At 46.2% G+C, this 26,357-nt stretch carries 22 protein-coding genes; 7 read left to right on the forward strand and 15 right to left on the reverse strand.

Annotation, left to right across the window (positions count from 1 at the left end):
- Positions 1–11 precede the first annotated feature (11 nt).
- The 4 genes from C1S73_RS24340 to C1S73_RS24355 all read left to right on the forward strand — a co-directional run bounded on the left by C1S73_RS24340 (position 12) and on the right by C1S73_RS24355 (position 5,403).
- Positions 12–1,100, forward strand: a complete 1,089-nt coding sequence (locus C1S73_RS24340; RefSeq protein ID WP_038871697.1) for a DUF1254 domain-containing protein — start codon at positions 12–14, stop codon at positions 1,098–1,100.
- A gap of 700 nt (positions 1,101–1,800) precedes the next feature.
- Positions 1,801–3,132, forward strand: coding sequence for a cytochrome ubiquinol oxidase subunit I (locus tag C1S73_RS24345; protein WP_038871696.1), 1,332 nt, complete (start codon positions 1,801–1,803; stop codon positions 3,130–3,132).
- A 2-nt stretch (positions 3,133–3,134) separates the two neighbouring features.
- Positions 3,135–4,127: a cytochrome d ubiquinol oxidase subunit II gene (locus C1S73_RS24350; RefSeq protein WP_038871695.1), complete on the forward strand. Its 993-nt coding sequence runs from the start codon at positions 3,135–3,137 to the stop codon at positions 4,125–4,127.
- 274 nt (positions 4,128–4,401) lie between these two features.
- Positions 4,402–5,403, forward strand: coding sequence for an oxidoreductase (locus C1S73_RS24355; protein ID WP_038871694.1), 1,002 nt, complete (start codon positions 4,402–4,404; stop codon positions 5,401–5,403).
- A gap of 93 nt (positions 5,404–5,496) precedes the next feature.
- On the opposite strand, the gene C1S73_RS24360 is transcribed toward C1S73_RS24355, so the two are convergent.
- The 4 genes from C1S73_RS24360 to C1S73_RS24375 form a co-directional block, all read right to left on the reverse strand.
- A complete protein-coding gene (locus C1S73_RS24360) occupies positions 5,497–6,057 on the reverse strand; it encodes a hypothetical protein (RefSeq protein ID WP_038871693.1) in 561 nt (186 codons plus the stop codon).
- A 47-nt stretch (positions 6,058–6,104) separates the two neighbouring features.
- Entirely contained in the window at positions 6,105–7,763 is a 1,659-nt protein-coding gene (locus C1S73_RS24365; protein ID WP_038871692.1) for an ATP-binding SpoIIE family protein phosphatase, read from the reverse strand.
- A gap of 26 nt (positions 7,764–7,789) precedes the next feature.
- Positions 7,790–8,050, reverse strand: coding sequence for a hypothetical protein (locus C1S73_RS24370; protein WP_038871686.1), 261 nt, complete (start codon positions 8,048–8,050; stop codon positions 7,790–7,792).
- 254 nt (positions 8,051–8,304) lie between these two features.
- On the reverse strand, positions 8,305–8,919 hold the full coding sequence (locus C1S73_RS24375; RefSeq protein ID WP_038871681.1) for a glutathione S-transferase: 615 nt from the start codon (positions 8,917–8,919) through the stop codon (positions 8,305–8,307).
- A gap of 284 nt (positions 8,920–9,203) precedes the next feature.
- On the opposite strand from C1S73_RS24375, the gene C1S73_RS24380 reads away from it, so the two are divergent.
- Positions 9,204–9,779: a TetR/AcrR family transcriptional regulator gene (locus C1S73_RS24380; protein WP_038871678.1), complete on the forward strand. Its 576-nt coding sequence runs from the start codon at positions 9,204–9,206 to the stop codon at positions 9,777–9,779.
- Between the two features lies 1 nt (position 9,780).
- Entirely contained in the window at positions 9,781–10,185 is a 405-nt protein-coding gene (locus C1S73_RS24385; protein WP_038871676.1) for a PPC domain-containing DNA-binding protein, read from the forward strand.
- A gap of 98 nt (positions 10,186–10,283) precedes the next feature.
- Here C1S73_RS24385 and nirD read toward each other — a convergent pair whose 3' ends face one another.
- The 11 genes from nirD to C1S73_RS24445 all read right to left on the reverse strand — a co-directional run bounded on the left by nirD (position 10,284) and on the right by C1S73_RS24445 (position 23,739).
- Positions 10,284–10,619, reverse strand: a complete 336-nt coding sequence (nirD, locus tag C1S73_RS24390; protein ID WP_038871673.1) for a nitrite reductase small subunit NirD — start codon at positions 10,617–10,619, stop codon at positions 10,284–10,286.
- The gene (gene nirB / locus C1S73_RS24395; protein WP_050566727.1) at positions 10,620–13,139 is read right to left on the reverse strand and encodes a nitrite reductase large subunit NirB; all 2,520 of its coding nucleotides are present in this window, start codon (positions 13,137–13,139) and stop codon (positions 10,620–10,622) included.
- Between the two features lie 10 nt (positions 13,140–13,149).
- A complete protein-coding gene (locus C1S73_RS24400) occupies positions 13,150–13,986 on the reverse strand; it encodes an ABC transporter ATP-binding protein (protein ID WP_038871668.1) in 837 nt (278 codons plus the stop codon).
- Between the two features lie 11 nt (positions 13,987–13,997).
- A complete protein-coding gene (locus tag C1S73_RS24405) occupies positions 13,998–14,963 on the reverse strand; it encodes an ABC transporter permease (protein ID WP_038871666.1) in 966 nt (321 codons plus the stop codon).
- Positions 14,964–15,043: 80 nt separating this feature from the next.
- Entirely contained in the window at positions 15,044–16,408 is a 1,365-nt protein-coding gene (locus C1S73_RS24410) for a CmpA/NrtA family ABC transporter substrate-binding protein (protein WP_005387573.1), read from the reverse strand.
- A gap of 265 nt (positions 16,409–16,673) precedes the next feature.
- Positions 16,674–17,255 (reverse strand): ANTAR domain-containing response regulator, encoded by a 582-nt coding sequence (locus tag C1S73_RS24420; protein WP_012129218.1) that lies wholly within the window; start codon positions 17,253–17,255, stop codon positions 16,674–16,676.
- Between the two features lie 73 nt (positions 17,256–17,328).
- The gene (locus C1S73_RS24425) at positions 17,329–18,246 is read right to left on the reverse strand and encodes a dienelactone hydrolase family protein (RefSeq protein ID WP_038871659.1); all 918 of its coding nucleotides are present in this window, start codon (positions 18,244–18,246) and stop codon (positions 17,329–17,331) included.
- Positions 18,247–18,475: 229 nt separating this feature from the next.
- Positions 18,476–19,429: a glycosyl transferase family protein gene (locus C1S73_RS24430; RefSeq protein WP_038871656.1), complete on the reverse strand. Its 954-nt coding sequence runs from the start codon at positions 19,427–19,429 to the stop codon at positions 18,476–18,478.
- The gene (gene cobA / locus C1S73_RS24435; RefSeq protein WP_038871653.1) at positions 19,426–20,331 is read right to left on the reverse strand and encodes a uroporphyrinogen-III C-methyltransferase; all 906 of its coding nucleotides are present in this window, start codon (positions 20,329–20,331) and stop codon (positions 19,426–19,428) included. The genes C1S73_RS24430 and cobA overlap by 4 nt, the downstream gene beginning before the upstream one ends.
- 20 nt (positions 20,332–20,351) lie before the next feature.
- The gene (locus C1S73_RS24440; protein WP_038871651.1) at positions 20,352–23,015 is read right to left on the reverse strand and encodes a nitrate reductase; all 2,664 of its coding nucleotides are present in this window, start codon (positions 23,013–23,015) and stop codon (positions 20,352–20,354) included.
- Between the two features lie 289 nt (positions 23,016–23,304).
- Positions 23,305–23,739: a GNAT family N-acetyltransferase gene (locus tag C1S73_RS24445; protein ID WP_038871648.1), complete on the reverse strand. Its 435-nt coding sequence runs from the start codon at positions 23,737–23,739 to the stop codon at positions 23,305–23,307.
- Between the two features lie 363 nt (positions 23,740–24,102).
- Here C1S73_RS24445 and C1S73_RS24450 point away from each other — a divergent pair, with 363 nt between their 5' ends.
- Positions 24,103–26,319, forward strand: a complete 2,217-nt coding sequence (locus tag C1S73_RS24450; protein WP_038871645.1) for an EAL domain-containing protein — start codon at positions 24,103–24,105, stop codon at positions 26,317–26,319.
- Positions 26,320–26,357 lie beyond the last annotated feature (38 nt).

Below are 26,357 nucleotides of genomic sequence, written 5' to 3' on the forward strand. Positions count from 1 at the left end.
AAGGTCCTATTATGAAAAAGACGTCATTAGCACTGACCATGGCTCTGATTTCTTCGGCTACTTTTGCTGCTGATTTGCCAACGACACAACAAGTGATCGACAGCATCGATTCCTCTAACTGGGCTGTAAATCCGCTTGATTACGGCATGACAGCAATGGAGTACCAGCGCAAAGAAGCCGATTTGTTCGCACAAAAGATGCTAAGCCGTGGTGAGTTGAACCAGTTCATCCACTTCCCTGGCCTATCTCAAGCGGGTGATACTTGGGTAGTAACGCCGAATGTCGACAACGTCTATTCCCTTGCGGTTATTGATGCGCGCAAAGGCTTCAAGATTGAAATCCCAGACATGGGTGACCGTTTTGTCTCGCTTCACATCCAAGACCAAAACCATACTTTTGTTCAGTACACTTGGACACCGGGTGTGTATGAATACAAAGCGGGTGATATTGAGACCGACTACGTGTTTATTGGCGTCCGTGTAGGAACCGACGCAACAGCCGATGACTTGGCGTACATCAAGAACGAAATTCAACCCAAGATGAAGATTGAGTCAAACTCAGCCGTTCCATACGCCACTGACACCAAAGAGGAAGACATCGCTGAGCTGCGTTCTGCCCTACTTAAACAATGGGGTAAGCTACCTGACATGTACGACACGGTGCAATTCGATATTCATGATGTTTCTAATTGGGAGAAATGGACCTACACCATTGCTGGTTCTTGGGGTCTGAGCCCTGAATCGACGGCAATGTATGCTTCTTGGGCTCCTGAAAACACCAAGGCGAATGAATGTTACACCGCAACGTTTAACCATGTTCCGGCGAAAGCCTTCAGCTCGCTAACCATGTACAATTCAGACAACTACTTGATGACAAACGACCACAATATTGTGAGCACAAACCGCAAAGACTTTAAGAGTAACGAAGACGGCAGCTTTACGATCATTTTTGGTGGGGAACAATGTCATGCCATCGCAGACGAACAAGGCGTGAACTACGCGAAAACACCAGTAGATGGATGGCGCGCACAGCTTCGAGCTTACGTGCCAGATGTGGAGAAGATGAAACACTACAAGTTACCAAAACTAGAAAAACTGTAGTGAGAACACTTCAGACAATTTCAATTAATAGTTTTTAAGGACAAGTTAACGCTTGTCCTTTTTTTTGTTGCTTGTCCCTTCTTTTTTAGCGCAACACAAATAATGGCATCAATGGCTAAGCACTTTCATGTTGGAACTCAAATATGCATCCAAGTGCATTATTTGGCCATTAATTAATGGATAATTAAACGTAGTCACAAAAGAATGGAATGGCTGGCGAAAATGCCAGCGTTCTACTCGATTGTTGTGTTTTTCAAGATCTCCGAGTGATTAACCAAGCACTCTTATGTATCTAACAGTCATTGACTCGCGCGGATGACTCCAAGTCCGCGCCGTTTTTTTGTCTGATAAACCAAAATCGGACATCCAAAGCAACAAACGTAAATATCCTTACTAAAAACACTGTTTCTGTAATTTTATTTCAGAATTATCGAAACCATCATAAGGATAATTCGAACTAATCTTAATTCATGCAACTTCAGTTACATTTGCTTTCTTTTACTCACTTCTAGCGACTATTGGCGGCATTTTGAGACAATTTCCTACACTCCTTTCTTTGTCTTAATTGATATAAATCATGGTTAGAAGAAAACAGAATTACCTGTATTTCTCTATACATGAATCCAAACTGCCCGATTTTTCGTAACTAAATTACAGATAGACACGATTTTTTAGCACGGCACGTTTTTGAGGAACCAAGATGTTAGATACCCTCATGTTGTCGCGGATCCAGTTCGCGGCCAATATCAGCTTTCATATTCTCTTCCCTACCATCACGATCGCATTGGCGTGGATGTTGGTGTTTTTCAAATGGAGATATATCCGCACTCAAGCCCCCGTTTGGCTTGATGTTTATTACTTCTGGGTCAAAGTCTTTGCATTGACCTTCGCCCTAGGCGTGGTGTCTGGCATCACCATGAGTTTCCAGTTTGGTACCAACTGGCCAGGCTTTATGGAACGAGTCGGAAACGTAGCAGGACCATTGCTCGGATACGAAGTGATGACTGCCTTCTTTATGGAAGCCACCTTCCTTGGCGTGATGCTTTTTGGACGAGGACGAGTACCGGAGTGGGTTCATACTCTCGCCACCGTTCTGGTTGCTGTTGGGACAAGTATGTCCGCATTTTGGATTTTGGTTCTCAATAGTTGGATGCACACCCCAAGTGGCTATGAGGTGATTGACGGCATTGTGCATGTAACCAGTTGGAAAGAGGTCATTTTCAATCCTTCTTTGCCATACCGTCTTCTACACACGCTATTAGCATCGGCGTTGACTGCCAGCTTCTTGATTGCAGGTATCTCGGCTTATCAAATAATGAAAAAGCCAGATCATCGCTCAGCCAAACTTGGCCTAAAAGTCGCGCTGTTTGCTGCGGCTGGATTCATCCCAATTCAAATCTTTGTCGGTGACCTTCACGGGTTAAACACGCTTGAACATCAACCTGCAAAAATTGCAGCAATGGAAGGCGTGTGGGAGACCGAGCAAGGCGCGCCTCTTCTTCTGTTTGCGATGCCAAATGAAGAAACTCGCAGCAATGATTTTGAAGTGGGCATCCCTAAGCTGGCGAGTTTGATTCTTACTCATGATTTAGAAGGCGAAATCCAAGGACTTAACGAGTTTGCGCCTGACCACCCGCCAGTGAAGCCCTTGTTCTTTGGTTTCCGCATGATGGTTGGTGTAGGTGTCCTTATGTTGCTGGTTAGCTGGTATGGCGCGGTGAAGCTGGCACGTAAAAAAGCGCTACCTAAACCTTACCTGTACACGGTATTAACCATGACGTTCTCTGGTTGGATAGCCACACTTGCGGGTTGGTATGTTACTGAGATTGGTCGACAACCTTGGTTGGTCAGCGGTGTATTGCGTACATCAGAAGCCGTCACCACAGTTGCGAGCAGTAGCGTGATGACTTCGCTCATAATGTATTTGGCCATTTACGCTGCACTGCTGGTTGCGTACATCCATACCCTGTTCTATTTGGCGCGCAAAGACGTTGCAGCCCATGAAGTCCCACTGACACAACAAGAGGCCTAATCATGCTCGACTATCTACCAGAAATTTATCTTCTGCTGCTTGGCTTCTCGGTCTTTATGTATGCCGTGCTCGACGGCTACGACCTTGGCGTCGGTATCCTTTTACCGAGCGACAATGAAGCGCAACGTGACAGAATGATAGCGTCTATTGGCCCTTTCTGGGACGCAAACGAAACGTGGTTGGTGTTAGCCGTTGGTATTCTGCTGATTGCCTTTCCTACCGCTCATAGCTTGATTTTGACTGAGCTTTATATGCCGACCGCCATCATGCTGATCGCACTGATCATGCGTGGCGTGGCGTTCGACTTCCGCGCCAAAGCGAACTCGGATCATAAACCTCATTGGGATTGGTGCTTTAGAATTGGCTCGTTAGTCACTGCTCTGACTCAGGGTTACATGGTCGGTCGTTACATCATGGGTTTTGAGCAATCAACCGAAGCATTTGGCTTTGCATGGTTAAGCGCACTTTGTGTAACAGCGGCGTACGTTTACATTGGTGGCGCATGGTTGGTACTAAAAACGGAAGGTGATTTGCAGATACGCTCGGCCCGTTGGTCTCGTCGTGCTGGTTGGTTGGCAGCTTTGGGAATCTTAGTCGTCAGCGTTGTAAACCCGATTGTAAATCAACAAGTCGCCCTGCGTTGGTTCAGCTTCCCAGAAGTCTTGTTGCTTGCACCCATTCCGTTGATTGTGCTGGCAACTGTCTTCCTCGTTGATCGCTATTTGCGTCAGGTTCCAATGGTGAATGATCTGGGTGTGCGCTGGCCTTTCTTTGGTGTCACCGTCATTTTCGCCTTGAGCTTTCTCGGTCTTGCGTACAGCTTCTTCCCAGAGGTTGTGCCGGGGCTGATGACCGCACAAGAAGCTGCGTCATCGCCTGCGACACTAATCATTGTGGGTTACGGTGTGATGATTGTTATGCCGATGATATTGCTTTACACCTTCATGGTGTACCGAATTTTCAAGGGCAAAGCGACAGAGCTCAGCTACAAATAACGACCATAGTAGACACGCCGCTGATCTAGCGGCGTTTTAACAACACCCTTTCAAGCTTTGATAGCTCAACGATTGACTGGTGATCTCATGAAACGCTGATTACGTAAGATTAGCCTCTGAAACGCAGTCAATATTGGCTGCTTTTTGATTATACTCAAGTAACCTCAAAATTCTTGGGTAATAACGCTAGGCCTTTAGTTCTTAAGTTTCACTTAATGAATAACACTCTCTGGCTTAAAATGACGACGGAATTACAGATATTACGAGGGACCGTATGACCCGCTTCTCTTCATTGACAGTTGCGCACCACCACTTGAAAAACCGCGTTGTTGTGCCATCAATGGCATCTCAAACCTCCACTACCGAAGGTCTTGCAACTTCAAGCACCATAAAACACTACGGCAAACTGGCACAATCCGGTGCAGGTCTTGTTATGGTTGAATACAGTTTTGTCGATTTTTCTGGACGAAGTGAACCGAACCAATTGGGCGCGCACAGTGATGACTGCGTGGAAGGAATGAAAGCGATCGCCCAAGTTATCCACGATCACGGCGCAAAAGCAGGCTTTCAAATCACGCATTGCGGTGGCAAAGCAACGTTAGAAACCTGTCCAAATTTAATGGGGCCTTCCGGAATAACCGTACCCGCTTACGACCGTGTGTTACCGCAACCGAAAGCGATGACGTTGGAAGACATGCTTTTTTGGCGTAAGCAGTTCATCGATGCAGCGCTTCGTGCCGACAAAGCCGGTTTTGATTTTGTTGAACTGCACTGCGCACACGGCTATGGATTAAACCAAGTTCTCTCTCCAGTCACGAACCAACGTGATGACCTATACGGTGGTTCATTAGAGAACCGCTCTCGTTTAGTGGTCGAGATCATCGAAGCAATCAAAGCCAAGAGCAATATTGGCATGATGGTGCGCATTCCAGGTCAGGACCTTTACCCAGAAGGATTAACGCAAGAAGACATGGTGAAAGTGTGTAAGTTATTCATTAACGCTGGCTTGGATTTGATTAACGTCTCATCGGGTATTGGTGGTTGGAACCGTCCTAAAGACCGCCGCGGCGAAGGCTTTTTAGTCTCAGAATCCGCTTTTCTAAAACAAGCTGACTTGGGTATCCCAATCATTGGTGTGGGTGGTATCGAGAGTGCCGAATACCTCGACCAAGCGGTCAACAACGGTTGGCTCGATTTGGCTGCCGTCGGTCGTGCCATATTGAAAGATCCCCTCGCCTTTAATCAGCAGATCATGCAAAAAGAGGTCAGTGCTTAACAGTAAGCTCTTCTCCCCAAAAAACACGTAAATGCCGAAGCGAACTGCATCACTTCGGCATGTTTTTTTCGCATGCTAAATGCAAGAGAAGATTTACCACTTCACAATGCCCAACGTAACTTTAATGCCGCCAACCAACGTCGAGCCACCATAGTCTTTCGCCAAGCGCAGCAAAGTGTCGTGAAAGCCTAGATTCGGAAATGCCGCCTCTACTTCTGCGATGACCTCTTTGCTTAATCCTTTACGTGCACTGCCTTTGGTTGCATATACCCAATCAGCTTTCCGACACGCTTCAATCACTTTCTCATTCGGACCTTTATAAGGCGATATCTTGTGATGCCAATGAATCGCGCCACTAAGAGCATCCGGGTCAAGTCCCCACTCAAAATGTTCGTTGTCAGCAAGTGCGCATGCTTCCGAAGGCTCCAAATACGCAAGTTCATGATCTGTCCATAATCCAATATCGTGATAAACAAACGCCGTTTCCACCAGCTGTTCATATTGCTCATCGTTCCCCAAAAAATGCATTGCATACGTAATGGTTCGATAAACATGATTTCGATAGCCAGGAAAGTCATCACCAATCTGGTCTTTATATTTAGCAAACAGCAATTCAACACGCGGCCGCTCTTTTATTATCTCAATTTTGGACATGGCCCCAGCTCCAATAAATGACATGTAGAGAGTATAGTTGTTGTGAGTTAACTGACTTTTTTAACTACAGAAAAACAATTTCGACCCGCTTTATGAGAGACTGTAAACGCATCCGTCATTTGGGCAATGAGCATTAAGCCTCGTCCTGAAGGCATCCAACTCTGTTCATCAAATAGATTTGGCGCCTCTATTTGCTTTGAGGTGTAGCTTTGGAAGGTTTCATCAGGAATGGGATTGCCATAATCAAATACACGCACTTCTATGTTGTGCTGCTTACCTTGTATTAGTTCGCATTCTAACTCGACCGTTTTTCCGGTTTTTTCTTGATACGCATGGATGAAAGCATTGTTCATCAACTCAACCACACACAACTCTAGGGTTTGCATGGCATGAGAAGAAACCGAATGTTGTTGAAGGAACTCAACCAATTCGAGACTCGCTTGGCGTGAAACTTCTAAAGACGCTTGATAGGATTTCTGAAATACCGCACTCGGCGAATTGACGATTTGCAACTGCCTAGAACCCAACCATTGCACTTTCAACACGCTCACATCATCGTCGAGTTCCGGTTTTCCTTGCCAGTTTTGTACTTGCTCCAAAACGGCATTGGTTTGTGTCTTTTCTGGCATCGCTTGACTCCCTTCGATGTTGGATAGCAGTCGGTCAATGCCGTAAAGCTCCTCACCTTGCTTGGCCTCTATTAGGCCATCGGAGAAAAACCAAAGGGCGTCATTAGGCTTAAGTTGGATACTTCCACCTTGGTACATCATCGGCTCTAATGCCCCGACAATGAAGTTGTTGTCGCCAACAAGTTCCAAGCAGTTGTGTTCCGTCTGTTGCCAAACGAAGTTAGGGTGCCCTGCAGTGCAATAATTAAGCTCACCGGTTTCGGTGTTCAACACGGCGTATTCGATAGTGAAATAGAGCTTGCTGTTCTGCGTTTGCTGGTAGCGTCGATTAAGCCTTTCAATCACAGCGGCAGGCTCACTGATGCGGTATTCATTGTCGATCCAGTCTAACGTTATCGACTCCGATTGGTGACGTTGTGACAAAGTTTGCTGGACTGAAAATGCCATCAGTGCTGAAGAAATACCATGGCCCGATACATCAAATACGTAGAAAGCAACATGTTGCTCATCAAGCTCCACATAGCCCAACATATCCCCACCGATCTTGGTACAAGGGACATAAGTGAAGCTAAATTGTGCCGTGTGAATTTGTTCTTCCACTGGCAACAGTTGCCCCATTAACTCTCCAGCCGAATCCAAATCCTGCTGAATGGTTTGATACGCTAAATCGAGCTCTTGGTTTTTTGTCGTGAGCGTATTGTGCAGTTCTAAGGTACGAAAACCCGCTCGGATGCGCGCTTGTAGTTCCTCTACAGATGTCTTCTTGTCGACAAAGTCATCGGCGCCTGCATCCATGCCTTTGATGATGGATTCTTGATCGTTACGGGAAGAGAGAAGCACAAAGAAGATATAGCGAGAAAACGCCGACGATTTGAGCTCTCGACAAAGTTCAATACCACTGATGCCCGGCATCATCAAATCACTGAGGACAAACTGAATGTCAGTTCGGTGAGTCAGTACCTCTAACGCAGACTCACCATCTTCAACGGCAATGACCTCGTACCCTTGCTTTTGCAATGCGCTGGTCATATAGAGCAACACCGTTTTACTGTCATCGACCAACAAAATTGATTTCATAATGCTCCCTGCTTATGACGCAGTGCCTAACGAAGGATGACGTTAGTGGACTGTTCGTCTCTAAATCGAGTGTAATCTTCTGATAATAGTTGGTGTTGGTAACGGGTATAAGACAACGCCTCATTCGAGACAACGATTTGGTTTTCTTTTTCCACCAGTTGCCCCCGCAGCAATTCAATTTGTTGATGTTGTTGAGTGTGGTTTTGATACATCGCAACTAATCCACACACAGACGCTACGAGCAGCGTACACAACACGCCATTGATGGTTTTACTTCGAACACGCATAACCTCTCCTTGTCGCTTGGTGTCCTTCATTACTTGGTGAAGTCCAATAATGATTGGGACGTCTACAAACTAAGAACTCAAGGTTCCAAAACGCCGTGAGAGCCAATTGATGTTGTTTCATTAATAGAGTTAATTATAGGAGAAAGGCAGAAAAAGAAGAGAAAACCCGATAAAATTGAAGATCTTTACGCTTAAAACGGCAAAAAGCAGCGAACTCATACAAGCTTCACTGCTTTATTGAAGATAACTAAGCCTTAGTTTTGGAATGCCTCACGCACCGATACTTGTTCAAACCAACGCGCAATATTTGGGTAGGTTTCGAACACTTCAATACTCAAGCCATTTACGGCAAAACCAACAAAAATGTAGCCGGTAATGTCTACGATGGTGAAGTTGTCCGTGGCGATGTGCTCGCTTTCTGATAGGCGCTTGTCGAGAATTGGTAGGAATTCTAATACGCGAGATTTCGACTCGTCACCCCACGCAGCTACGCAGTTTTCACGGTCTTGGTAAATTGCTGTGATATTGCGAAACGCCTGAAAAGCCGTGTACAAACCTTGGAATTCGACAACGCGATGCCACATTTCCACCTGAGCACGTTCGAGCTGGTTAGCACCAAACAACGCCAGATCATTTTCAAACGCTTCATCTAGGTAACGACAAATCGCCACGCTTTCACAGATCGCAGTGCCATCATCCAGTTCTAGTAAAGGCACTTTGCCGTTCACGCTTTTCGATTTAAACGGTTCAGATAGGTTATCGCCCTCACGAACGTTCAGCGCAATTCGCTCAACCTCGCCACCGATTTCCTTTAGAAAAATGCTAACTCGCTTACAACTTGGAGTCATTGCGGTTTCATAGAGCTTCATTTCACTTCCTTTTATCTTTTTCTAACCGATTGGTTAGGATATACTGTAGCCAGTTTATAAACGATCAGTCAAGAACTTCACTATCAAAAATTTTCAAACAGTTGTGGGTCTGTTTGCTGAGCGAGATTTTTGATGCCGTTTGTGAGTTCACACGAATTTGGGGGCTGATACCCAAGAATAGATGGGTATTCATCATATTGGTTCAGTTCGAACGCTAGAGGTTCTCTGTACCATCCCTCCAAAGCAATTTAATTACCCGATAAGCAGACCCAGGCAGGTAATTTATGGCAAGAAAAGCCAATTTCGACCGAGATGAAAAACTTCTCGTGGCTATGGATGTGTTTTGGCGCAAGGGCTTTGCGAGCACGTCTATCTCGGATCTCACAGACGAGTTGAACATCAACCGCTTCAGTCTTTACAACACCTATGGTGACAAGCAACAGCTCTACTACGAAGCGCTCGATACCTACTTGAAAAAGGTCTCGCTACCGTCACTGAATGATTTGGAAAAAGACGACGCGTCTTTACCTGAGGTGGAATCGTTCCTTAAATCTTTTGCTGAGCTGCAGCGCAAACGCAACTGTGGGTGTTTTATCCAAAATGCGTTGATTGAGCACGCTGGGGAAGACGATGATGTACTGCGCAAAGGGCATTTTTTGTTTGACCATCTTATCGACATCATTGCGGATGCGCTGACCAATGCACAAAAAGAAACCTTAGTGCCGAAAACGCTGAAACCAGAAGAGCTTGCTCGTTTTGTTCTCAACAACATGCAAGGCATGCGCGTACTTGGCAAAGCCAAACGTTATGCCGACTTGGATACGGCGCTTTCCTGCTTGCTGGTTTTGATTAGGAAGTGACATGTCGATTGAAGTGATAGCGGTACGTCTTACCAAAGGCATGGACTTAAAGCTCAGCCTTGCGAAATTGGTCGAGCAGCATGGTATCAAAGCTGGCTCGATTGCCTCATGCGTTGGCTGTGTCTCTGACCTCAACCTTCGTTTGGCAAGTGCAGAGAGTACGTTAACCAAGCAAGAGCCATTTGAAATCGTCTCTGTGATTGGAACCCTAACGCCTGAACATCAACACGTTCATATCTCGGTGTCTGATCGTGAAGGACGAGTCTGGGGAGGGCATTTAATGGAAGGCACGGTTATTGATACCACCGCAGAATTGATCATCCATTCTTACTCAGAACTTGAGTTTACCAGAACGATGGACGACTCGACTGGCTATACCGAACTGAAAGTGAATCCTTCCAAATAGTAAAAAGCTCCAGAGCCATACTGTGCTGTCTCTGGAGCTTTATTCGCTTGTCTCTTACGCTAAGAATTTACTCATATCGAGCAAGCTAATTTCGAGGATCATTCTTCGGCTAAATAACAAACCTGATTATCGTCGATCGTTACTTGCCACGTTTTTAGACAGTGCGCTTCGTCTTCCAAACATTGCCCACTCTTTAAACTGAAGTGTTGTTTATACAGTGGTGATGCAACACACATCTCACCATCAATATCACCGACAATCCCTCGACTCATCACATAAGCCTTACCAATTGGGTCCCAATCTTGAACGGCGTAAACACCGCTATCAGGAATGTAGAATAGCGCGACATGCTCGCCTTCAATCAACACCGTGGCACCGATGAACGGCATTAGGTCATCAAGCTGACACAATTTCACTTTGGTTAAAGCAGCCATTTACACCTCCTGTTTCACGGGAATACGCTGACCGCGCACACGTTGGTACGGCAAGACTTTGCTGCCCGACGTGCTGTTCAAGAAAGGACGGAAGCGTTGCAATTTTTGAGGATTATCCAACGTACTCTTCCACTCACATTGATAGGTATCTACGACTCGTGCCATTTGTTCATCCAAAGAATCACATAGGTTGAGAGAGTCATCCAAAATCACTTGTTTAAGGTAATCTAAGCCCCCTTCCATGTTCTCCATCCACACCGACGTACGCTGCAAACGATCTGCTGTGCTGACGTAGAACATCAATACTCGGTCAATCATGGTGATCAACTCTGATTTAGATAAGTCGGATGCAAACAAATCAGCGTGTCTTGGTCTCATGCCGCCATTACCGCAAACGTATAGATTCCAGCCGTTTTCGGTGGCGATCACCCCAATGTCTTTACTTTGCGCTTCTGCACACTCGCGAGTACAGCCCGATACTGCAAACTTAAGCTTATGGGGCGCTCGCAATCCTTTGTAGCGGTTCTCTAACTCAATGGCTAATCCAACTGAATCATCAACACCATAACGACACCAAGTAGAACCCACGCACGATTTCACGGTGCGCACCGATTTACCGTAGGCGTGCCCTGTTTCAAAACCGGCATCGATTAAGGTTTGCCAGATTTCAGGAAGCTGTTCTAACTGCGCGCCAAATAAATCCACCCGCTGACCGCCAGTGATCTTGGTGTACAGATCGTATTGCTGAGCAACTTCGCCTAGTACGATGAGTTTGTCTGGTGTGATTTCGCCGCCCGGAACACGAGGTACAATCGAGTAAGATCCATCTTTTTGCAGGTTCGCCATAAAGGCATCGTTGGAATCTTGCAGAGATTGATGCTGTCGCTCCATAATGTGTTCATTCCACAAAGAAGCAAATACAGATGCTGCTGTCGGCTTACAGATATCACACCCATGCCCTTTGCCATGCAGTGCAATTAAGGTGTCGAAGTCTTTGATTTGTTCCACTTGGCAAATATGGAACATCTCTTGGCGACTGAGCTCAAAGTGCTCACAAAGGTGGTTGTTAACCTCTACCCCCATAGCTGCCAATTGAGTATCCAATACCGACTTCACCATATTGCTACAGCCACCACAGCCAGTACCGGCTTTGGTATTGGCTTTAAGGTCCGTCAGGTTGGTAGTGCCAGCTTGAATCTCGGCAACTAAGTCGCCTTTTGTGACGTTGTGACAAGAACAGATGATAGCGCTGTCTGGCATCTCTCCGTCCAGCATTCCGGTATCAAACAGCAGATTCGCCGCGTGGTCTGGCAGGACCGTTTTGTTCAAATAACACTGTAAGAGCGCATCGTAGTCACTGTTGTCACCAACGAGAATCGCACCAAGCAATTGGGTGCCGCTCGCATCAACCAACAGCTTTTTGTAGATGCCGGCAACCGCATCTTGCAATACCATTTCTTGTGCGCCTTCGGTCTGCATTTGTGCATCGCCGATAGACGCCACATCTACCCCAAGCAGCTTGAGCTTGGTACTCATGTCTGCGCCTTTAAAACCTTCGCTTGGCATACCAGTCAAGACATCGGCAGTGGTTCTCGCCATGGTGTAACCGGGTGCGACTAAACCAAAGATCTTCTGCTCCCAAAGAGCACATTCGCCAATCGCGTAAATATTCTCATCGCTGGTTTGGCATTGGTTGTTAATCACAATACCGCCTCGCTCGCCGACTTCTAGCTCAGCCATTTTTGCCAGCTCATCTTGAGGACGAATGCCTGCGGAGAAGACAATCACATCCACTTCGAGAGGATCTTTGTCTTTAAACACCATACGATGCTTAGCCGTTTCACCATCGCAGATTCGCTCCGTACCCGTTGAGGTGTGAACGGTTAGCCCTAGCACTTCAATCTTCTCTTTTAGCACTAAGCCAGCACCATCGTCTAACTGCACGGGCATCAGGCGGGGAGCAAATTCAATAACGTGAGTTTCTAACCCCAATAGTTTAAGTGCGTTTGCCGCTTCTAAACCCAACAAGCCGCCGCCAATCACTGCGCCCGTTCTTACGCCTTCACATGCTTTTTTGATTTGTGAAAGGTCATCAAGCGTGCGGTAGACAAACACGTTGTCGCGGTCTTTACCTTCAATTGGCGGCACAAATGGGTACGAACCGGTCGCGAGCACAAGTTGGTCGTAACCCAGCACATCTTCACCATCAAGCAGAATGCGCTTTTGCTCTCTATCGATGCCAGTTACTTGGCTGCCAAGTACGAGTTGGATGCCATGCATGTCGTACCATTCTTGGTTACTCAGCATCAAATCATCATGAGACTTGCCCGCAAATAAAGAAGAGAGTTGTACACGGTCATACGCGATAAAACGCTCTGCACCAATAACGGTAATTCGGTGCTCCAAATGCGCGTTTTTCTGCACTAATTGCTCGACGAGGTGTTGCCCGACCATACCGTTGCCTACCACAACGATGTGGCTCAATGCGTTCTTTACTGGGATCGTTAAAGGACTGTTCATCGCTGCCTCCTTATGCCGTTTGCGCTGCGGTTTTGGGTTTCTCTTCTTTCGAAGCAGGAATCTCGACTTTGGATTGCTTCTCATAAAGGAACTTCAACACCGCTTGTCGACACTTCTGATACTGCGCATCATCCGCCAGTGCGACACGCTCACGAGGGCGAGGTAGGTTCACTTCTAACACTTCACCAATGGTTGCTGCCGGTCCGTTGGTCATCATCACGATTTTGTCGGATAGCAGCACCGCTTCGTCCACATCGTGAGTAATCATGATCACGGTGTTGTTTAGCTCGGCTTGAATCTTCATCAGTGCATCCTGTAAGTGCGCACGAGTTAACGCATCCAACGCACCAAATGGTTCATCCATCAGCAAAACCTTTGGTTGAAGTGCCAATGCTCTCGCAATGCCGACTCGCTGCTTCATACCCCCAGAGATTTCATCCGGCTTTTTGTGCGCAGCATGCTGCATTTGAATCAGCTCCAAATAGTGATTCACTTGTTCCTGAATCCACGCTTTGCCCTTTTTGCCGGCAATTTGTTTTACTGCAAGCTCAACATTTTGATACACGGTTAACCAAGGCAATAATGAATGGTTTTGGAACACCACCGCGCGGTCTGGTCCTGGTCCAGCTACCTCTCGCCCATCGACGATCACGCCGCCGTCTGTTGGCATGTGCAGCCCTGCGACTAAGTTCAATACCGTTGATTTACCGCAGCCAGAGTGGCCAATTAGGGATACAAACTCGCCCTTATTGATTTGTAAATCGACGTTCTTAAGCGCGATGAACTCGCCATCTGGCGTTGGGAATCGCATCCCTAAACGCGTTAGATCTAATAATGCTTTTTCCATGATCTTTTCCCTTATCTCAACGCTTGTTGTTTATTCCAAGACAGCCACTTTTGAAGTTGCAGCATGCCTCTATCGAGCATCAAACCGATAAAGCCGATGGTGATGACAGCCACCATGATGCGCCCCAATGATGCTGAACTGCCGTTCTGGAACTCATCCCAAACGAACTTGCCTAACCCTGGGTTCTGCGCGAGCATCTCTGCCGCAATCAATACCATCCAAGCGATACCTAAAGAGAGACGTAAACCGGTGAAGATCATTGGAATGGCAGAAGGTAAAACGATGGTGCGTATGTGCTGCCACCACGAAAGTTGGAGCACTTTGCTCACGTTGATTAAGTCTTTATCAACGCTCGTTACACCCACAGCGGTATTAATCAGCGTCGGCCATAAGCTACACAGCGCCACAGTGATCAAAGAGTTAATGAACGACTTAGCAAACATCGGGTCATCACTCACATAAGTGGCACTCACCACCATAGTGACGATAGGCAGCCAAGCCAAAGGTGATACGGGCTTGAGCAATTGAATGATTGGGTTGAACGCTTGATACAGCCCTTGATTAAGACCAAGCACGATGCCAAGTGGAATCGCAATAACCGTCGCCAGCAAAAAGCCTGCAGTCACAGTTACTAAGCTTGTTATGATTTGGTCGAAGAACGTCGGTTTACCAGTGTAAGGACGAATCTTTACTTCGGCGTCTGGATTCTTGGCTAACTTCGCGGCATTGCGTTTTTCCTGACGCTCGATAAACGCTTGTTCTTTTTCTCGCTCTTGCCAATGGTCATCGACAAGGTTACCGAACTGCTGAAAAGTTTGCACTGGCCCCGGTAGCGTACCTAATGAAGTTTGCACTTCTTTCGCTGCTAAGTGCCACATTGCCAAAAAGATCAGCAAACCAATCACGGGCAAAAGCACCAACCGACTTCGGTTCACTACCTGCTTAGCAGGAAAAAGGGAAATGACATTACTAGACATACTCACTCCTAAGAAATTTACATCCTTGTTATTGCGGGCAGACTCACCTGCCCGCTGTATTTTTTGTAGGACTGCTCATCCTAAACTTTGTCTTTTCCTTTAAGCCCGATAGAGAACTTCTCTAGATATTTATTTGGCTCACGACCGTCATAAACGATGTTGTCGATAAAGTGTGTTTGTGGCGCACGGAAACCATCTTCAGCACTGAAATCTGGGAAGTCTTTTTTGCTCAACACACCATCTTCAATTAGCGCTTGAGCCGCTTGTTGGTAGATATCTGGACGGTAAACCTCTTTTGCCACATCCATATACCAATCATCGGATTTCTCGCTTGAGATTTGCCCCCAGCGACGCATTTGAGTCAGATACCAAATTGCATCGCTGTAATACGGATACGTGGCGTTATGACGGAAGAACACGTTGAAGTCTGGCACGTCTCGTTTATCACCTTTCTCGTATTCAAATGTGCCCGTCATTGAGTTGGCGATAACTTCGGCATCCGCTCCAACGTATTCGCTTTTTGATAGCATCTTCACTGCTTCTTGGCGGTTGGCATTGTCGTTTTCATCCAACCAATGTGCCGCTCGAATCAAGGCTTTGACTACTCGAATGTGCGTGTTTGGATACTTCTCAGCCCAAGCTTTGGAAACACCAAACACTTTCTCTGGGTTGTTCTTCCAGATCTCGTAATCGGTCACGACTGGTGTGCCAATGCCTTTGAATACGGCTTGTTGGTTCCATGGTTCGCCTACGCAGTACCCTTTGATCGTGCCCGCTTCCATCGTCGCTGGCATTTGTGGTGGCGGTGTAACACTCAAAAGAACGTCAGCATCCAACTGGCCACTGTTGTCTCCTGATTCTGGTGCGTAAAAGCCAGGATGAATCCCACCTGCCGCTAACCAGTATCGCAACTCATAGTTGTGCGTCGATACAGGAAACACCATGCCCATATTGAAAGGTTTGCCTTTATCCAGATAGCTGTCGACCACAGGCTTCAGTGCATCCGCTTTGATTGGGTGAACAGGTTTGCCATCTGGTTGTTTTGGAATGTATTGCTTCATCTGCTCCCAAGTATCATTGGAAACCGTGATTGCGTTGCCGTTCAAATCCATACTGAACGCGGTAATCACTTCTGCTTTTGTGCCGACACCAATCGTTGCGCCCAATGGCTGACCAGCAAGCATGTGCGCACCAGCAAGCTCACCATCGATGACTCGGTCTAAAAGCACCTTCCAGTTTGCTTGCGCTTCTAAAGTGACGTACAAGCCTTCGTCTTCAAAAAAACCTTTCTCATAAGCAACCGCCAGCGGTGCCATATCGGTTAACTTAATAAAACCAAACTTCAGGTCTTCAATTTCTGGCTCACCCAACTCTGCCTTTACGCTGACCGTGGTGAATACCGATAACGAAATTGCTGACACTTTCAGCATCGAACTCCATTTCATTGGTTTGCTCCCATAAAAAAAGCGCCACTACTCCGAAGAGCAGTAGCGCCGTTGCTAAGTCTACAATTACCGTCGTTGATAATTGAGATAAGCGATTCAACAATAAACCCAATTCTTCTAATCCAATTACTGTGCCAACTTATTTTTCACAGTAAATACAATAGATTAGTATATCTTGCTGTTTGTTATTCCCTGTTATTGCTTGCTGATAGTGCAACACGCACCACGTTAGAAAACGCACCCTAACCCCAAAGTGGTAGAACACCTAATCCAAGACCTCCAAGGTGGTTATCAAATTCTTGGCAACTTGTGCGAGCGTTTGGCTCGATTGCATGGCTGAATTTCTTAGCGCTTTATAAGCCTGATCTTCATCAACGCTGTGCATCTTCATCAGCAACCCCTTGGCTTTTTCCACCAGCTTGCGCTCTTCGATCTTATGGGTCAGCGATTCAATTTCCGATTGCATACTTTCGAATTTCGCTCTCACCAATGTCGCATGTTCAATCCAAGGCTGAAGTGCAAATTCACTATCGTGCGGCATGAGCACATAGTCCATTTTTTCTGATAACCGATTGATATCATTGGATGATAATTGCTTTAAGACGATAAGAAGTGGTGCCGATTTTCTGCGGCAGAAATCGACGATCAAACGCAGTTCTGCGGTTGGTTGCTGCCATCCGACCACAACGCTTGCTGACGGTTCTCGCTGCATAAGCGTTTCTAGTTGTGCCAATTGGCAACCGATGATGTTGTCGTAATCTTTGCTCAATAAGCCGGACAATCGAGCCTGCTCTTGGAGGCTATCACAGCACACTATGATAGGTGTTTTTGACGTTGATTGAGTCATGCACATTCCTTGTTTATATCTCACTCACTAAGAGAGACATAACAAGGAATGTGCCAACTAAAGCTGAAGCATTTTAACTAGAGGCGAGATGTTCTTTGAAGAAGCCGAGCGTGCGTTCCCAAGCGAGCGCTGCTTCTTCCGGTGCGTAGCGTGCCGTTGAGTCGTTATGGAAGCCGTGGTTGACGTTCTCATACATTAACGCTTGATACCGTGCGTCAGTTGCAATTAACTGCTGCTCATAGGCAGGCCATGTATCGTTAACACGCTTATCGAGCCCTGCAAAGTGAATCATCAATGGCCCTTTGACTTGCTTTTGGATCTCTTGCGCCGCGGGTGTTCCATAGAAAGGCACACCTGCATCGAGCTCTTCTGGCATTACCGCTGCAAGCATGTTGACAATGTATCCACCGAAGCAGAATCCAACCGCGCCCAATTTACCGTTTCCACCCTCGTATTGTTTGAGGAAGTTAGCGGCTGCAATAAAGTCTTGTTCGATCTTGGCTCTGTCCATCTCTTTCTGCATGGCGCGACCCTCATCGTCGTTCCCAGGATAGCCGCCGAGTGGATAAAGCGCGTCTGGAGCGAAAGCAATAAAGCCGTCCTTTGCAAGTCGTCTTGCGACATCTTTGATATAAGGGTTCAGACCTCGATTTTCATGAATCACCAACACGGTCGGCGATTTTAAGGTCTTCTTCTGTGGCATCACCAAATAACCACGCCCTTCTCCATGCCCATTTGGAGATGGAAAGGTTTCGTAAGTTGCTTTGATGTCAGGATCGTTAAATGAAACTTGTTCTGCCAGTGCGTAATTCGGGGTTAGCGCGTCGACCAGTGCTGTCATGCTAAAGCCAAGTACCGCAAGACCACCCAGCCTATTTAGAAACTCACGGCGCGTGATTTTTCCGTGGGCGTATTCGTCGTACCAATCGAAGGCTTCTTGCGGGATCGGATGAGAAGCCTTTTCACTAGGAGTGGTATGCTTTAGAACCATTATCCATGTCCTCTGTGTCTTACCATATGGGAATTTCTCATTCTCAAAAGCGCAGCGAGAAACGAACGCTATCGAGGCTAAAACTGCGGTTTCACCACTCTGATAAGGAGCAAGGTGGTGAAACACATCATTGGCGAACTAGGATCTTTTACCTTCTTCAAACAATAGATAATGGATTCAGATTCAACAACTTTGCGTCGTTGGTTTTACATTAATTGACAATAGTGCGTTATTGCTGGCCGCAATAGGCTTGCCAGTAAGAGAAGGCACGTTCGAATGCTCTTTCTCTGTCGTGCATTTGTGCAAACAAGACCACTGTCATGGTAGCGAGAACCGTATTTGCCATTTGGTTCATGTCGTCTTCTGACGTCCCAAATGGGCAGTTCGCAGGCATTGGCACCTCAGACAGCATTTGCTCCGTCCAGTAGTGCGATGTCACGCCGCTTGTTTGGCTTAACCAGACTGTTTGACTTACTTTCGGGTTGTATTCTGACTCACCCGATTGTCCTTTGAATGACACAACGGCGTGAGCGGTTTGACCAATCTCGTATTCGACTTCAGCATGAAGTTGTTGGAATCCAGGATGGAAGCTACCACGAATACCAATCGTTGCTTGCCCCGGGTTCAATGCTCGAACTACGGTATTAATCGGCGTTCTAAGCCCATAACGATTCTTCCAACCAATCATGGTTTCTGCTTGAGGAGCAAACGCACTCAGCGGTAGATACACGATGTTTTGTGTTTCTAACACAAGCTTTGCTTCTTCTGCTGATTCCGCTTTCTCAATAGTAAATTTGTCGAGGTAATCTTCTGCGTGTAAACGTCCAGATTGGCGGTCGTGATAGCCGTGCATCAGCACTTTATGGCCATTATCGGCGAGGATCTTCGCTGCCAACAGGTGCCACAGTTGACCTGCCGCTTCACGTTTGCCCGCATAACATGGCCAATCAATATCTGCACCAATAGCTGGCATGCGGGATTGGAATGCTTTCACAAAGCCAGCGATTTCTTGTTGAGTCTCGTTCTGTACACGGATCAGCATCAATAACATTGCCATCTGATCGTCGTCGCACTCACCGTTTAGGTATTCATCCATAACTCGAAATGCTTGGTCAAAGTTCAGTGGTTTTCTGCCACGTTCGCCACGACCGACTGTTCTAATACATTCCAAAATGCTGCTCATATTCCCTCGTATTCCGTCACTGACTGTACGGTTTCTATTAGTTGTTCGCGCAGTTTGACAACTTCTCCCATCACAATCAATGCTGGGCTCACGCCTTTAAGTGTAATCGATAAATCATTGAGCTGATTGAGTTGGGTAACATGAACTTGTTGCTGAGGGCTGCAACCATGAGTGATGATCGCGACTGGGAAATCTGCTCTCAAACCGGAGTTGATTAAACCCGTTTGTATTTGCGATGACTTTTCTAACCCCATATAGAAGACTAACGTTTGTCCGCTTTGCATCAGATTGCTCCACGCCTCAAATGCGCCTGTTACCACTTGCCCTGTCACAAAGGTAACACTGCGAGCAACGCCACGATGAGTCAGCGGTATCAAGCTGTTTGCTGAACATCCAATCGCAGCAGTAATACCGGAGATGACTTCGTAAGCGATTGAGTGTTTGACGAGTGCAAACGCCTCTTCACCTCCACGGCCAAATACAAAAGGATCTCCCCCTTTTAAGCGTACAACTCGCTTTCCTTGCTGAGCGAGCGACACCATCAAATCACAGATTTCTTCCTGACCAATACTAGGTTGTCCGCATCGTTTGCCCACGTAAATCCAATCGGCTTGTGGCGAAGCCAACTCCAAAATATCTTTGTTAACCAAACGGTCGTACAGCAGAACCTCTGCCGACATAATCGCTTTTACAGCCTTTACCGTTAACAAGTCAGGATCGTGCGGCCCTGCTCCAACAATCGAGACAAAACCTTTGTGGTTCGCATCTAGACTTGCGGAGTTATTTTCTAAAAGTTGGTTCAGTTTGCTTGCTTGATCATGCTTAGAAAAGCGAGACGAGCCTTCTTGTTTCTGACTCGCTTGTCCTTTCTTAAACCAAGACTTTTGATAAGGCGCTTCCATGTGCTTATCCTCTTTATGACTTACTTTATTTGAATAGCCAAACTTTGCTGGTTCGCTTGCTGTTTACCCTTTTGATGCTGATGACTGTCGACCATCTGTTTGATTTGAGAAACGCACGAACCACAGTTAGTGCCGCATTTGAGTTTGTTTTTAAGTTGAGTCAGTGAAGTGCAGTCTTGCTTATCCATCGCGTCATGTATTTGTTTATCAGTGACACGGAAACAACTACAAACCAGTTTGGCACTGCTTTGCGATTGAGTGATGGTAAGCAGTTGCGATAGCTCCATCGGTTTGCCAATCAAGCCGGTAAAGTTCGTGTAGTCGGTTTGAATCGGTTCACTAGACACCACTAAAACAGAGCGAATGATACGAACGTCTCCAACAAGGTCGTAATCCACCGCTAGCCAACCTTGGGCAATATCTATCGTAATTCTGCGGCTCTTTTCCGTTCGACAAAAACTCTGCTTCTTTGGTCGTTTATCGTGTGCAAAGCGCCAGATACCCAGATTACTTTCTGCTTGAAATGCGCTGTAGAGAAACTTGCCGGAATCAAACTGTGTACCGATGAACATACCGTAGGTTTTTACCGCTGCGTCTTGCACTTCAACATAAGATGACTTAAACGCAGGTTGCCCAGAAATAGGGTCTTTTGCGCTGTTTACTATCGCGTTAACACTGCTTTCACCGCCATATCGACCCGCCCAGTGCATTGACATAAACAGCTCCTGAAAACCCAAACCTTCATCAATGGCAACTTTGGCATAAATACTGGTGTTTGAAGTAGGCTGGAACAGCTTGGTGAGTTGTCCTGTTTTTAAGCGATTTTGAGTTGCAGAGAGTGTGTTCATGTACACGGTTGGTTCTAACTCAGAGGCGGCAAGATGTGCGATATGCCCTGTGCGCGTCATGGTATGCCATTGGTCGCGTTGCCTGCCCGTATTGAGCCACCAGCCTTTTGTTCTCTCTAAACGTGTTGGAGATTCACTGGTGACGACAAAACGCCCTTTACCATCTGGGTGCGAATAGATTCCATCAGCAAAAGGACGCTCTCCTCCCCATTGTGTCGGCACCCACTCTTCGTATTCTTGCTCGGTTAAGCTCGCGTATTGAGACAGGTCGAGCTTCAAAGGTGAATCTGCATTCATACCTGTCATTGCTGCATATTCCCTGAAAACTGCTCGCTCTGAAGTAAACGCAAAACCATTTTGTGTCTTTTCCAATGCGCACAGAGCTTGTCCGACTTGGCTTATCGCCCACCAATCTGATTTTGCTTCACCCGGAGGTGTTTGAAACTGGCGCTGCCTTGAAAGTCGACGCTCAGAGTTGGTCACCATGCCTTGTTTCTCCCCCCAGCCAGCGGCGGGCAGCAACAGGTCCGCGTAATGCGCTACATCCGAATCCGCTGTAATATCGGAAACAATCACAAACGCACAAATCTCTAGTGCACGTTTTACCAATTGGTTATCTGGTAAAGAGACAACGGGATTGGTTGCCATGATCCACAGAACTTTAATCTCACCACGTTCTACCGCCTCAAACAGCTCAACGGCTTTTAAACCGGGCTGAGTGGCAATTTCTGGTGAATCCCAAAACGCCTGCACTTGCTTGATAGACTCTGCGTCAAAAGCGCGATGAACCGCTAATTGATTTGCCAAACCACCGACTTCTCGTCCGCCCATCGCATTCGGCTGACCTGTAATAGAAAACGGCCCGCAACCTGACTTGGCAATTTTGCCTGATGCCAAATGTGCATTAATAATAGCATTGCCTTTGTCGACACCATTTTCGGCTTGGTTAACCCCTTGGCAAAACAACGTGATTGCGGTTGGGCTTTGCGCAAACCATTGGAAGAATGTCGTGAGTTTTTCTTCTGAAATGCCAATGGAAGACGTCAAATTAGTGACATCGTAACGCGAATCAGAAACTTCTTCTGCAAGCGCATCAAACCCGTCGGTATAAGAATTAATGTATTTAGAATCAATATATTGCTGCTCAATAAGAAACTTAATCAGCCCATTAAAAAGTGATACATCCCCATCATTTTTAATTGGTAGATGCAAATCCGCTTGCTGTGCTGTGACCGTTTCACGCGGGTCAATAACCACCAGTTTGAGATTAGGATTGTTCTCTCTCGCTTGTTGAATACGTCGAAATAAAACAGGGTGTGTCCAAGCGGTATTCGCACCGCAAATTATCAATAGCTCAGTCTTATCAATATCGTCGTAATTGACGGGAACGACATCTTCACCAAATGCTCGTACATGAGCCGCAACCGCCGAAGACATACACAAACGCGAGTTAGTATCGATGTTAGCGCTGCCAACATAGCCTTTCATGAGTTTGTTGGCGACGTAATAGTCTTCCGTCAACAACTGGCCTGACACGTACATCGCGACGGAATCCGGTCCAAACTCTGCTTTCGCTTGATGAATCTTTTCTGCAATCAGATCCGTGGCTTGTTGCCATTGTACTTCTTGCCCTTGAGGTCGCTGCTTGGTAACAAGCTTTGGATACAACAAGCGCGAAGGCATATTCAAGCTCTCTGCCAACGCGACGCCCTTTACGCACAGTGATCCCGCATTTGCAGGATGACACGCATCCCCAACGATTCCTTTCGCATTGACCTCGACACCACATCCAACACCACAATAGGGACAAGTGGTTTTTTTGCATCCTTGCGACATTCCGCCCCCTGATTCTTTCCTTAGAATGACGAGCTACAAGCGAAAAAAAACCTCTCCCGAAACGAGAGAGGCTGCATTGCCTATAAAAGCTCAAAAAGTAATACCCTATCCGCTTAACCGCCTGCTAAGGGAAAGCGGCGCATCGAGTTAACGATGAACATAATCTAAATAGCAAACCCGATGCCAATTTTATATTACATTACATTTCAATAACTTAACAAAATCCGTTTTCACTTTATAATTGGCAATGCACTGATTAGGTGCGAGTTTGAATCACAGAAGTGCAAGATTAACGGGCTAGTGCCATGACCAGTCTCGGCTCTCTATCACCGAAATAATCTTCTTCTTTTTCCAGAACCTTAAAGCCTAACGAAGTGTACAACTTGTAAGCCGGCGCATTGTTCGGATCGACAGTTAACTTAATAACAGAACCGGAACTTGCTTTTGCGATTACATTCTCCACAAGCGAACGTGCAATCCCCTTTCCTCGGTGCTGACTATCTACCGCAAGTGACAAGATCCAATGGGTGTTTTGTTCATCACTTTGTGCCATCAATACATAGCCTGTGACGTGCTCGCTTTGCTTGGAAACTACCAACCCCTGTTGCCAGCAATCAAATGCTTGTCTGAAGAAGAATCTTGGGTATGCATGATGCCCAAACAGCTTATGCTCAAGCTCGTATAGCGTAACTAAATCTTGTTTTTCTGCTGAGGTGATCTTCACAACAACTCACTCCTTCGGGACACATTAAGCAATATCTAAAGCCCCATTTCGATAAACTCCAATTATTTCAGTCAGATTCTAGTGCTTTACCAACTTTAGGCAAAGGTTGATTTTTCAAACAAAGAATCGTGTTCATGAGCACTCTTTCATATTAACGGAACGTCGTACCAGTTTTTATTTGATTGTTGGTTGTTTTTTGTAGAATAATCGCCGCTCTTATATACAAAAATAATAAAAACGATAAGGGCTAACCCGCCCACCATGAGCAACTGCACTCACCTTGCTAGGCGAATCATTATAAAAAATGAAGCATCCGCGCTTAAACGGAGACTTCCATTACGCTGTCAAAATTAGAGTTAAATAATGTCGATGTCTGGATTCGAGCAATCACCCCTGTTGCTCGATTATAAAAATAAAAAGTGGTGGCAGTTTTTAGGCATTCAAATCCTAATATTTTGCGCAATACAAGTAAGCTATAGCCTCTCCAACTTTTACGTGATAGCACAGGATCGTGTCCACGTACTCTCTTTTACGGCCGCTTTCGTTGTAACAGTGATACTCCGATACAGTTGGCGCGTTTTGCCAACAATCATTGCTGGGTTACTTTTCTACTATGGGTGCTTTTCCAAACGTCCGTGGGAAATGGCTTTGCTATTTTCTGTGTTGCTACCCGCATTGCCGCTGTTGTTTTGTCACCTCTACCGATCCGCATTAAAACGCGTTGCGGCGTATAACTTCACCTTAAAGCTCAGTTATTATGCGGTATTAATCGGCATTCTCTATCCTATTGCAAACACTGCTCTACTCATGCTGATTAGTGCCTTTTTAAGTGACGTGGCAAATCTCTCTTTTGAGTTTATCGCTTACTCTGTTTTGAGCGCCATTTTGACACAAATGGTACTAACTCCTCTGTTGTGCCTTGGTTTAAGCTATGTCCTTGATGGAGAAAATGCACCGTATATTAAGCTCGATCGTGCAATGATGGCGGCCTACTCTGATCCATTACACTATCGCTTATGGTTGATGGTATGTGCGCTATTTTTGGTCGCCAGCATATCCACACAAAACCCGCTGACACTTAATACGCTCAGTTTGATGTTACTGTGCCTAGTAGGCATGGGGTTAGGCAAATTAGGTTTACTGCGCCCCATGTTGATTGGTGCAACGACATTGCTGGTATGCGTGGAAAACATCATCAGTCGATACAATCTTGGCTTTATATCTCGTGAACAAGTTTATGCGATGCTGCTGGTTTTGTTTGTACTGACCATGCTCACTTTTATGCTTGGTGCTCATACAATAAAGAACTATGTCACGACACGTAATGCGATTCGAAAAGAACGCATCGATAGCTTTACGGGGTTATACAATCTCGCGCAACTAAAAGAAGATGTCGCAACGCAAACTCACGCGACATTGATCTACATCGATCTTGAACCAACCTTATCTAAACTTCATGGATTAGGACACCAAGGTCGAGCACAGTTAATGAAACAACTTAGCCAATACCTCGCGTATAAGACTGACCACCTAACTCGAGCTTATCTGCCGCCATTCGCTAGCGGTTTACTTTGTTTTGCACCACGCTTGCCAAACATGGAAGCAGAGTTAAACAAACTCATTGGGCTGTTAGACCGTTTTTATTTTTACTTCGACGACAGCGCGGTAAGCCTTGTAAAACGTACCATCCAGTGTGCTTCCATCGACGGAAACCACAATCTTGATCCTTTGATCTCCAAACTGTGCGAGCAACAAGGTCGCGACACCGCATGCGTGAACTGGGTAACACACAATCAAGAAGAAAATAAGACACTTAACCAATTGAGCTTCATCCAACAGTGCTTTCGCGAAAACGAATTTGAGCTCTATTGTCAGCCTTATCGAGCGCTATCGGATAACGCTCAAAATGCCCACTTTGAGATTTTGCTGCGCCTTAAACCTAAACAGGGAGAGCTTATGTCTCCGGCTGAGTTTTTCCCTTTAATCAATGAGTTCGGGTTAGAAAGAGAGCTAGACAAATGGGTAATCGAACACACTTTCAAAGCGCTAAAAAACCATATTAAAGATTGGGACTCGATCGGACGATGTGCCATCAACCTGACCGCCAAAGCGCTGAATTCACAGGGTTTAGCGGAAGACATTCAAACCGAAGCGGAGCTACACCAGATCCCGATGAATAAACTGTGTTTTGAAATTACCGAATCGGATGCACTTCGTAATGAACCAATTGCAATTCAAAACTTAAACAGACTTCGGGAAGCAGGTTCCACCATCGCACTGGATGATTTTGGCACCGGTTATGCGAGCTTCGATTATTTGCGTCGCCTTCCCCTTGACGTGCTGAAGGTGGACGGCTCATTCGTGAAAAACATTGTCGACAGTGAAAATGACCGAATCATCGTCCAAGCCATCAGCCAAGTCGCCTGCAGCATGCAGTTGGTCACGGTTGCCGAGTTTGTCGAATCAGAAGGTCATATCGATACACTGAAAGCGCTAAATATCCAGTTTGCTCAAGGGTTTGGGGTCGCAAGACCACTGCTGCTTTCGGAACACCTTACAATGTTATCGAACAAAGCTTAACCGCAACATCTAAAACCATAAAATTGTAATATTTCGCG

The organism is Vibrio jasicida 090810c (assembly GCF_002887615.1).
Lineage (GTDB): Bacteria > Pseudomonadota > Gammaproteobacteria > Enterobacterales > Vibrionaceae > Vibrio > Vibrio jasicida.

What these genes read in the sequence shown, in the direction of transcription:
- C1S73_RS24340 (WP_038871697.1), top strand. Translation starts at nt 12, where the DNA reads ATGAAAAAGACGTCATTAGCACTGACCATGGCTCTGATTTCTTCGGCT.
- C1S73_RS24345 (WP_038871696.1), top strand. Translation starts at nt 1,801, where the DNA reads ATGTTAGATACCCTCATGTTGTCGCGGATCCAGTTCGCGGCCAATATC.
- C1S73_RS24350 (WP_038871695.1), top strand. Translation starts at nt 3,135, where the DNA reads ATGCTCGACTATCTACCAGAAATTTATCTTCTGCTGCTTGGCTTCTCG.
- C1S73_RS24355 (WP_038871694.1), top strand. Translation starts at nt 4,402, where the DNA reads ATGACCCGCTTCTCTTCATTGACAGTTGCGCACCACCACTTGAAAAAC.
- C1S73_RS24360 (WP_038871693.1), bottom strand. Translation starts at nt 6,057, where the DNA reads ATGTCCAAAATTGAGATAATAAAAGAGCGGCCGCGTGTTGAATTGCTG.
- C1S73_RS24365 (WP_038871692.1), bottom strand. Translation starts at nt 7,763, where the DNA reads ATGAAATCAATTTTGTTGGTCGATGACAGTAAAACGGTGTTGCTCTAT.
- C1S73_RS24370 (WP_038871686.1), bottom strand. Translation starts at nt 8,050, where the DNA reads ATGCGTGTTCGAAGTAAAACCATCAATGGCGTGTTGTGTACGCTGCTC.
- C1S73_RS24375 (WP_038871681.1), bottom strand. Translation starts at nt 8,919, where the DNA reads ATGAAGCTCTATGAAACCGCAATGACTCCAAGTTGTAAGCGAGTTAGC.
- C1S73_RS24380 (WP_038871678.1), top strand. Translation starts at nt 9,204, where the DNA reads ATGGCAAGAAAAGCCAATTTCGACCGAGATGAAAAACTTCTCGTGGCT.
- C1S73_RS24385 (WP_038871676.1), top strand. Translation starts at nt 9,781, where the DNA reads ATGTCGATTGAAGTGATAGCGGTACGTCTTACCAAAGGCATGGACTTA.
- nirD (WP_038871673.1), bottom strand. Translation starts at nt 10,619, where the DNA reads ATGGCTGCTTTAACCAAAGTGAAATTGTGTCAGCTTGATGACCTAATG.
- nirB (WP_050566727.1), bottom strand. Translation starts at nt 13,139, where the DNA reads ATGAACAGTCCTTTAACGATCCCAGTAAAGAACGCATTGAGCCACATC.
- C1S73_RS24400 (WP_038871668.1), bottom strand. Translation starts at nt 13,986, where the DNA reads ATGGAAAAAGCATTATTAGATCTAACGCGTTTAGGGATGCGATTCCCA.
- C1S73_RS24405 (WP_038871666.1), bottom strand. Translation starts at nt 14,963, where the DNA reads ATGTCTAGTAATGTCATTTCCCTTTTTCCTGCTAAGCAGGTAGTGAAC.
- C1S73_RS24410 (WP_005387573.1), bottom strand. Translation starts at nt 16,408, where the DNA reads ATGAAATGGAGTTCGATGCTGAAAGTGTCAGCAATTTCGTTATCGGTA.
- C1S73_RS24420 (WP_012129218.1), bottom strand. Translation starts at nt 17,255, where the DNA reads ATGACTCAATCAACGTCAAAAACACCTATCATAGTGTGCTGTGATAGC.
- C1S73_RS24425 (WP_038871659.1), bottom strand. Translation starts at nt 18,246, where the DNA reads ATGGTTCTAAAGCATACCACTCCTAGTGAAAAGGCTTCTCATCCGATC.
- C1S73_RS24430 (WP_038871656.1), bottom strand. Translation starts at nt 19,429, where the DNA reads ATGAGCAGCATTTTGGAATGTATTAGAACAGTCGGTCGTGGCGAACGT.
- cobA (WP_038871653.1), bottom strand. Translation starts at nt 20,331, where the DNA reads ATGGAAGCGCCTTATCAAAAGTCTTGGTTTAAGAAAGGACAAGCGAGT.
- C1S73_RS24440 (WP_038871651.1), bottom strand. Translation starts at nt 23,015, where the DNA reads ATGTCGCAAGGATGCAAAAAAACCACTTGTCCCTATTGTGGTGTTGGA.
- C1S73_RS24450 (WP_038871645.1), top strand. Translation starts at nt 24,103, where the DNA reads ATGTCGATGTCTGGATTCGAGCAATCACCCCTGTTGCTCGATTATAAA.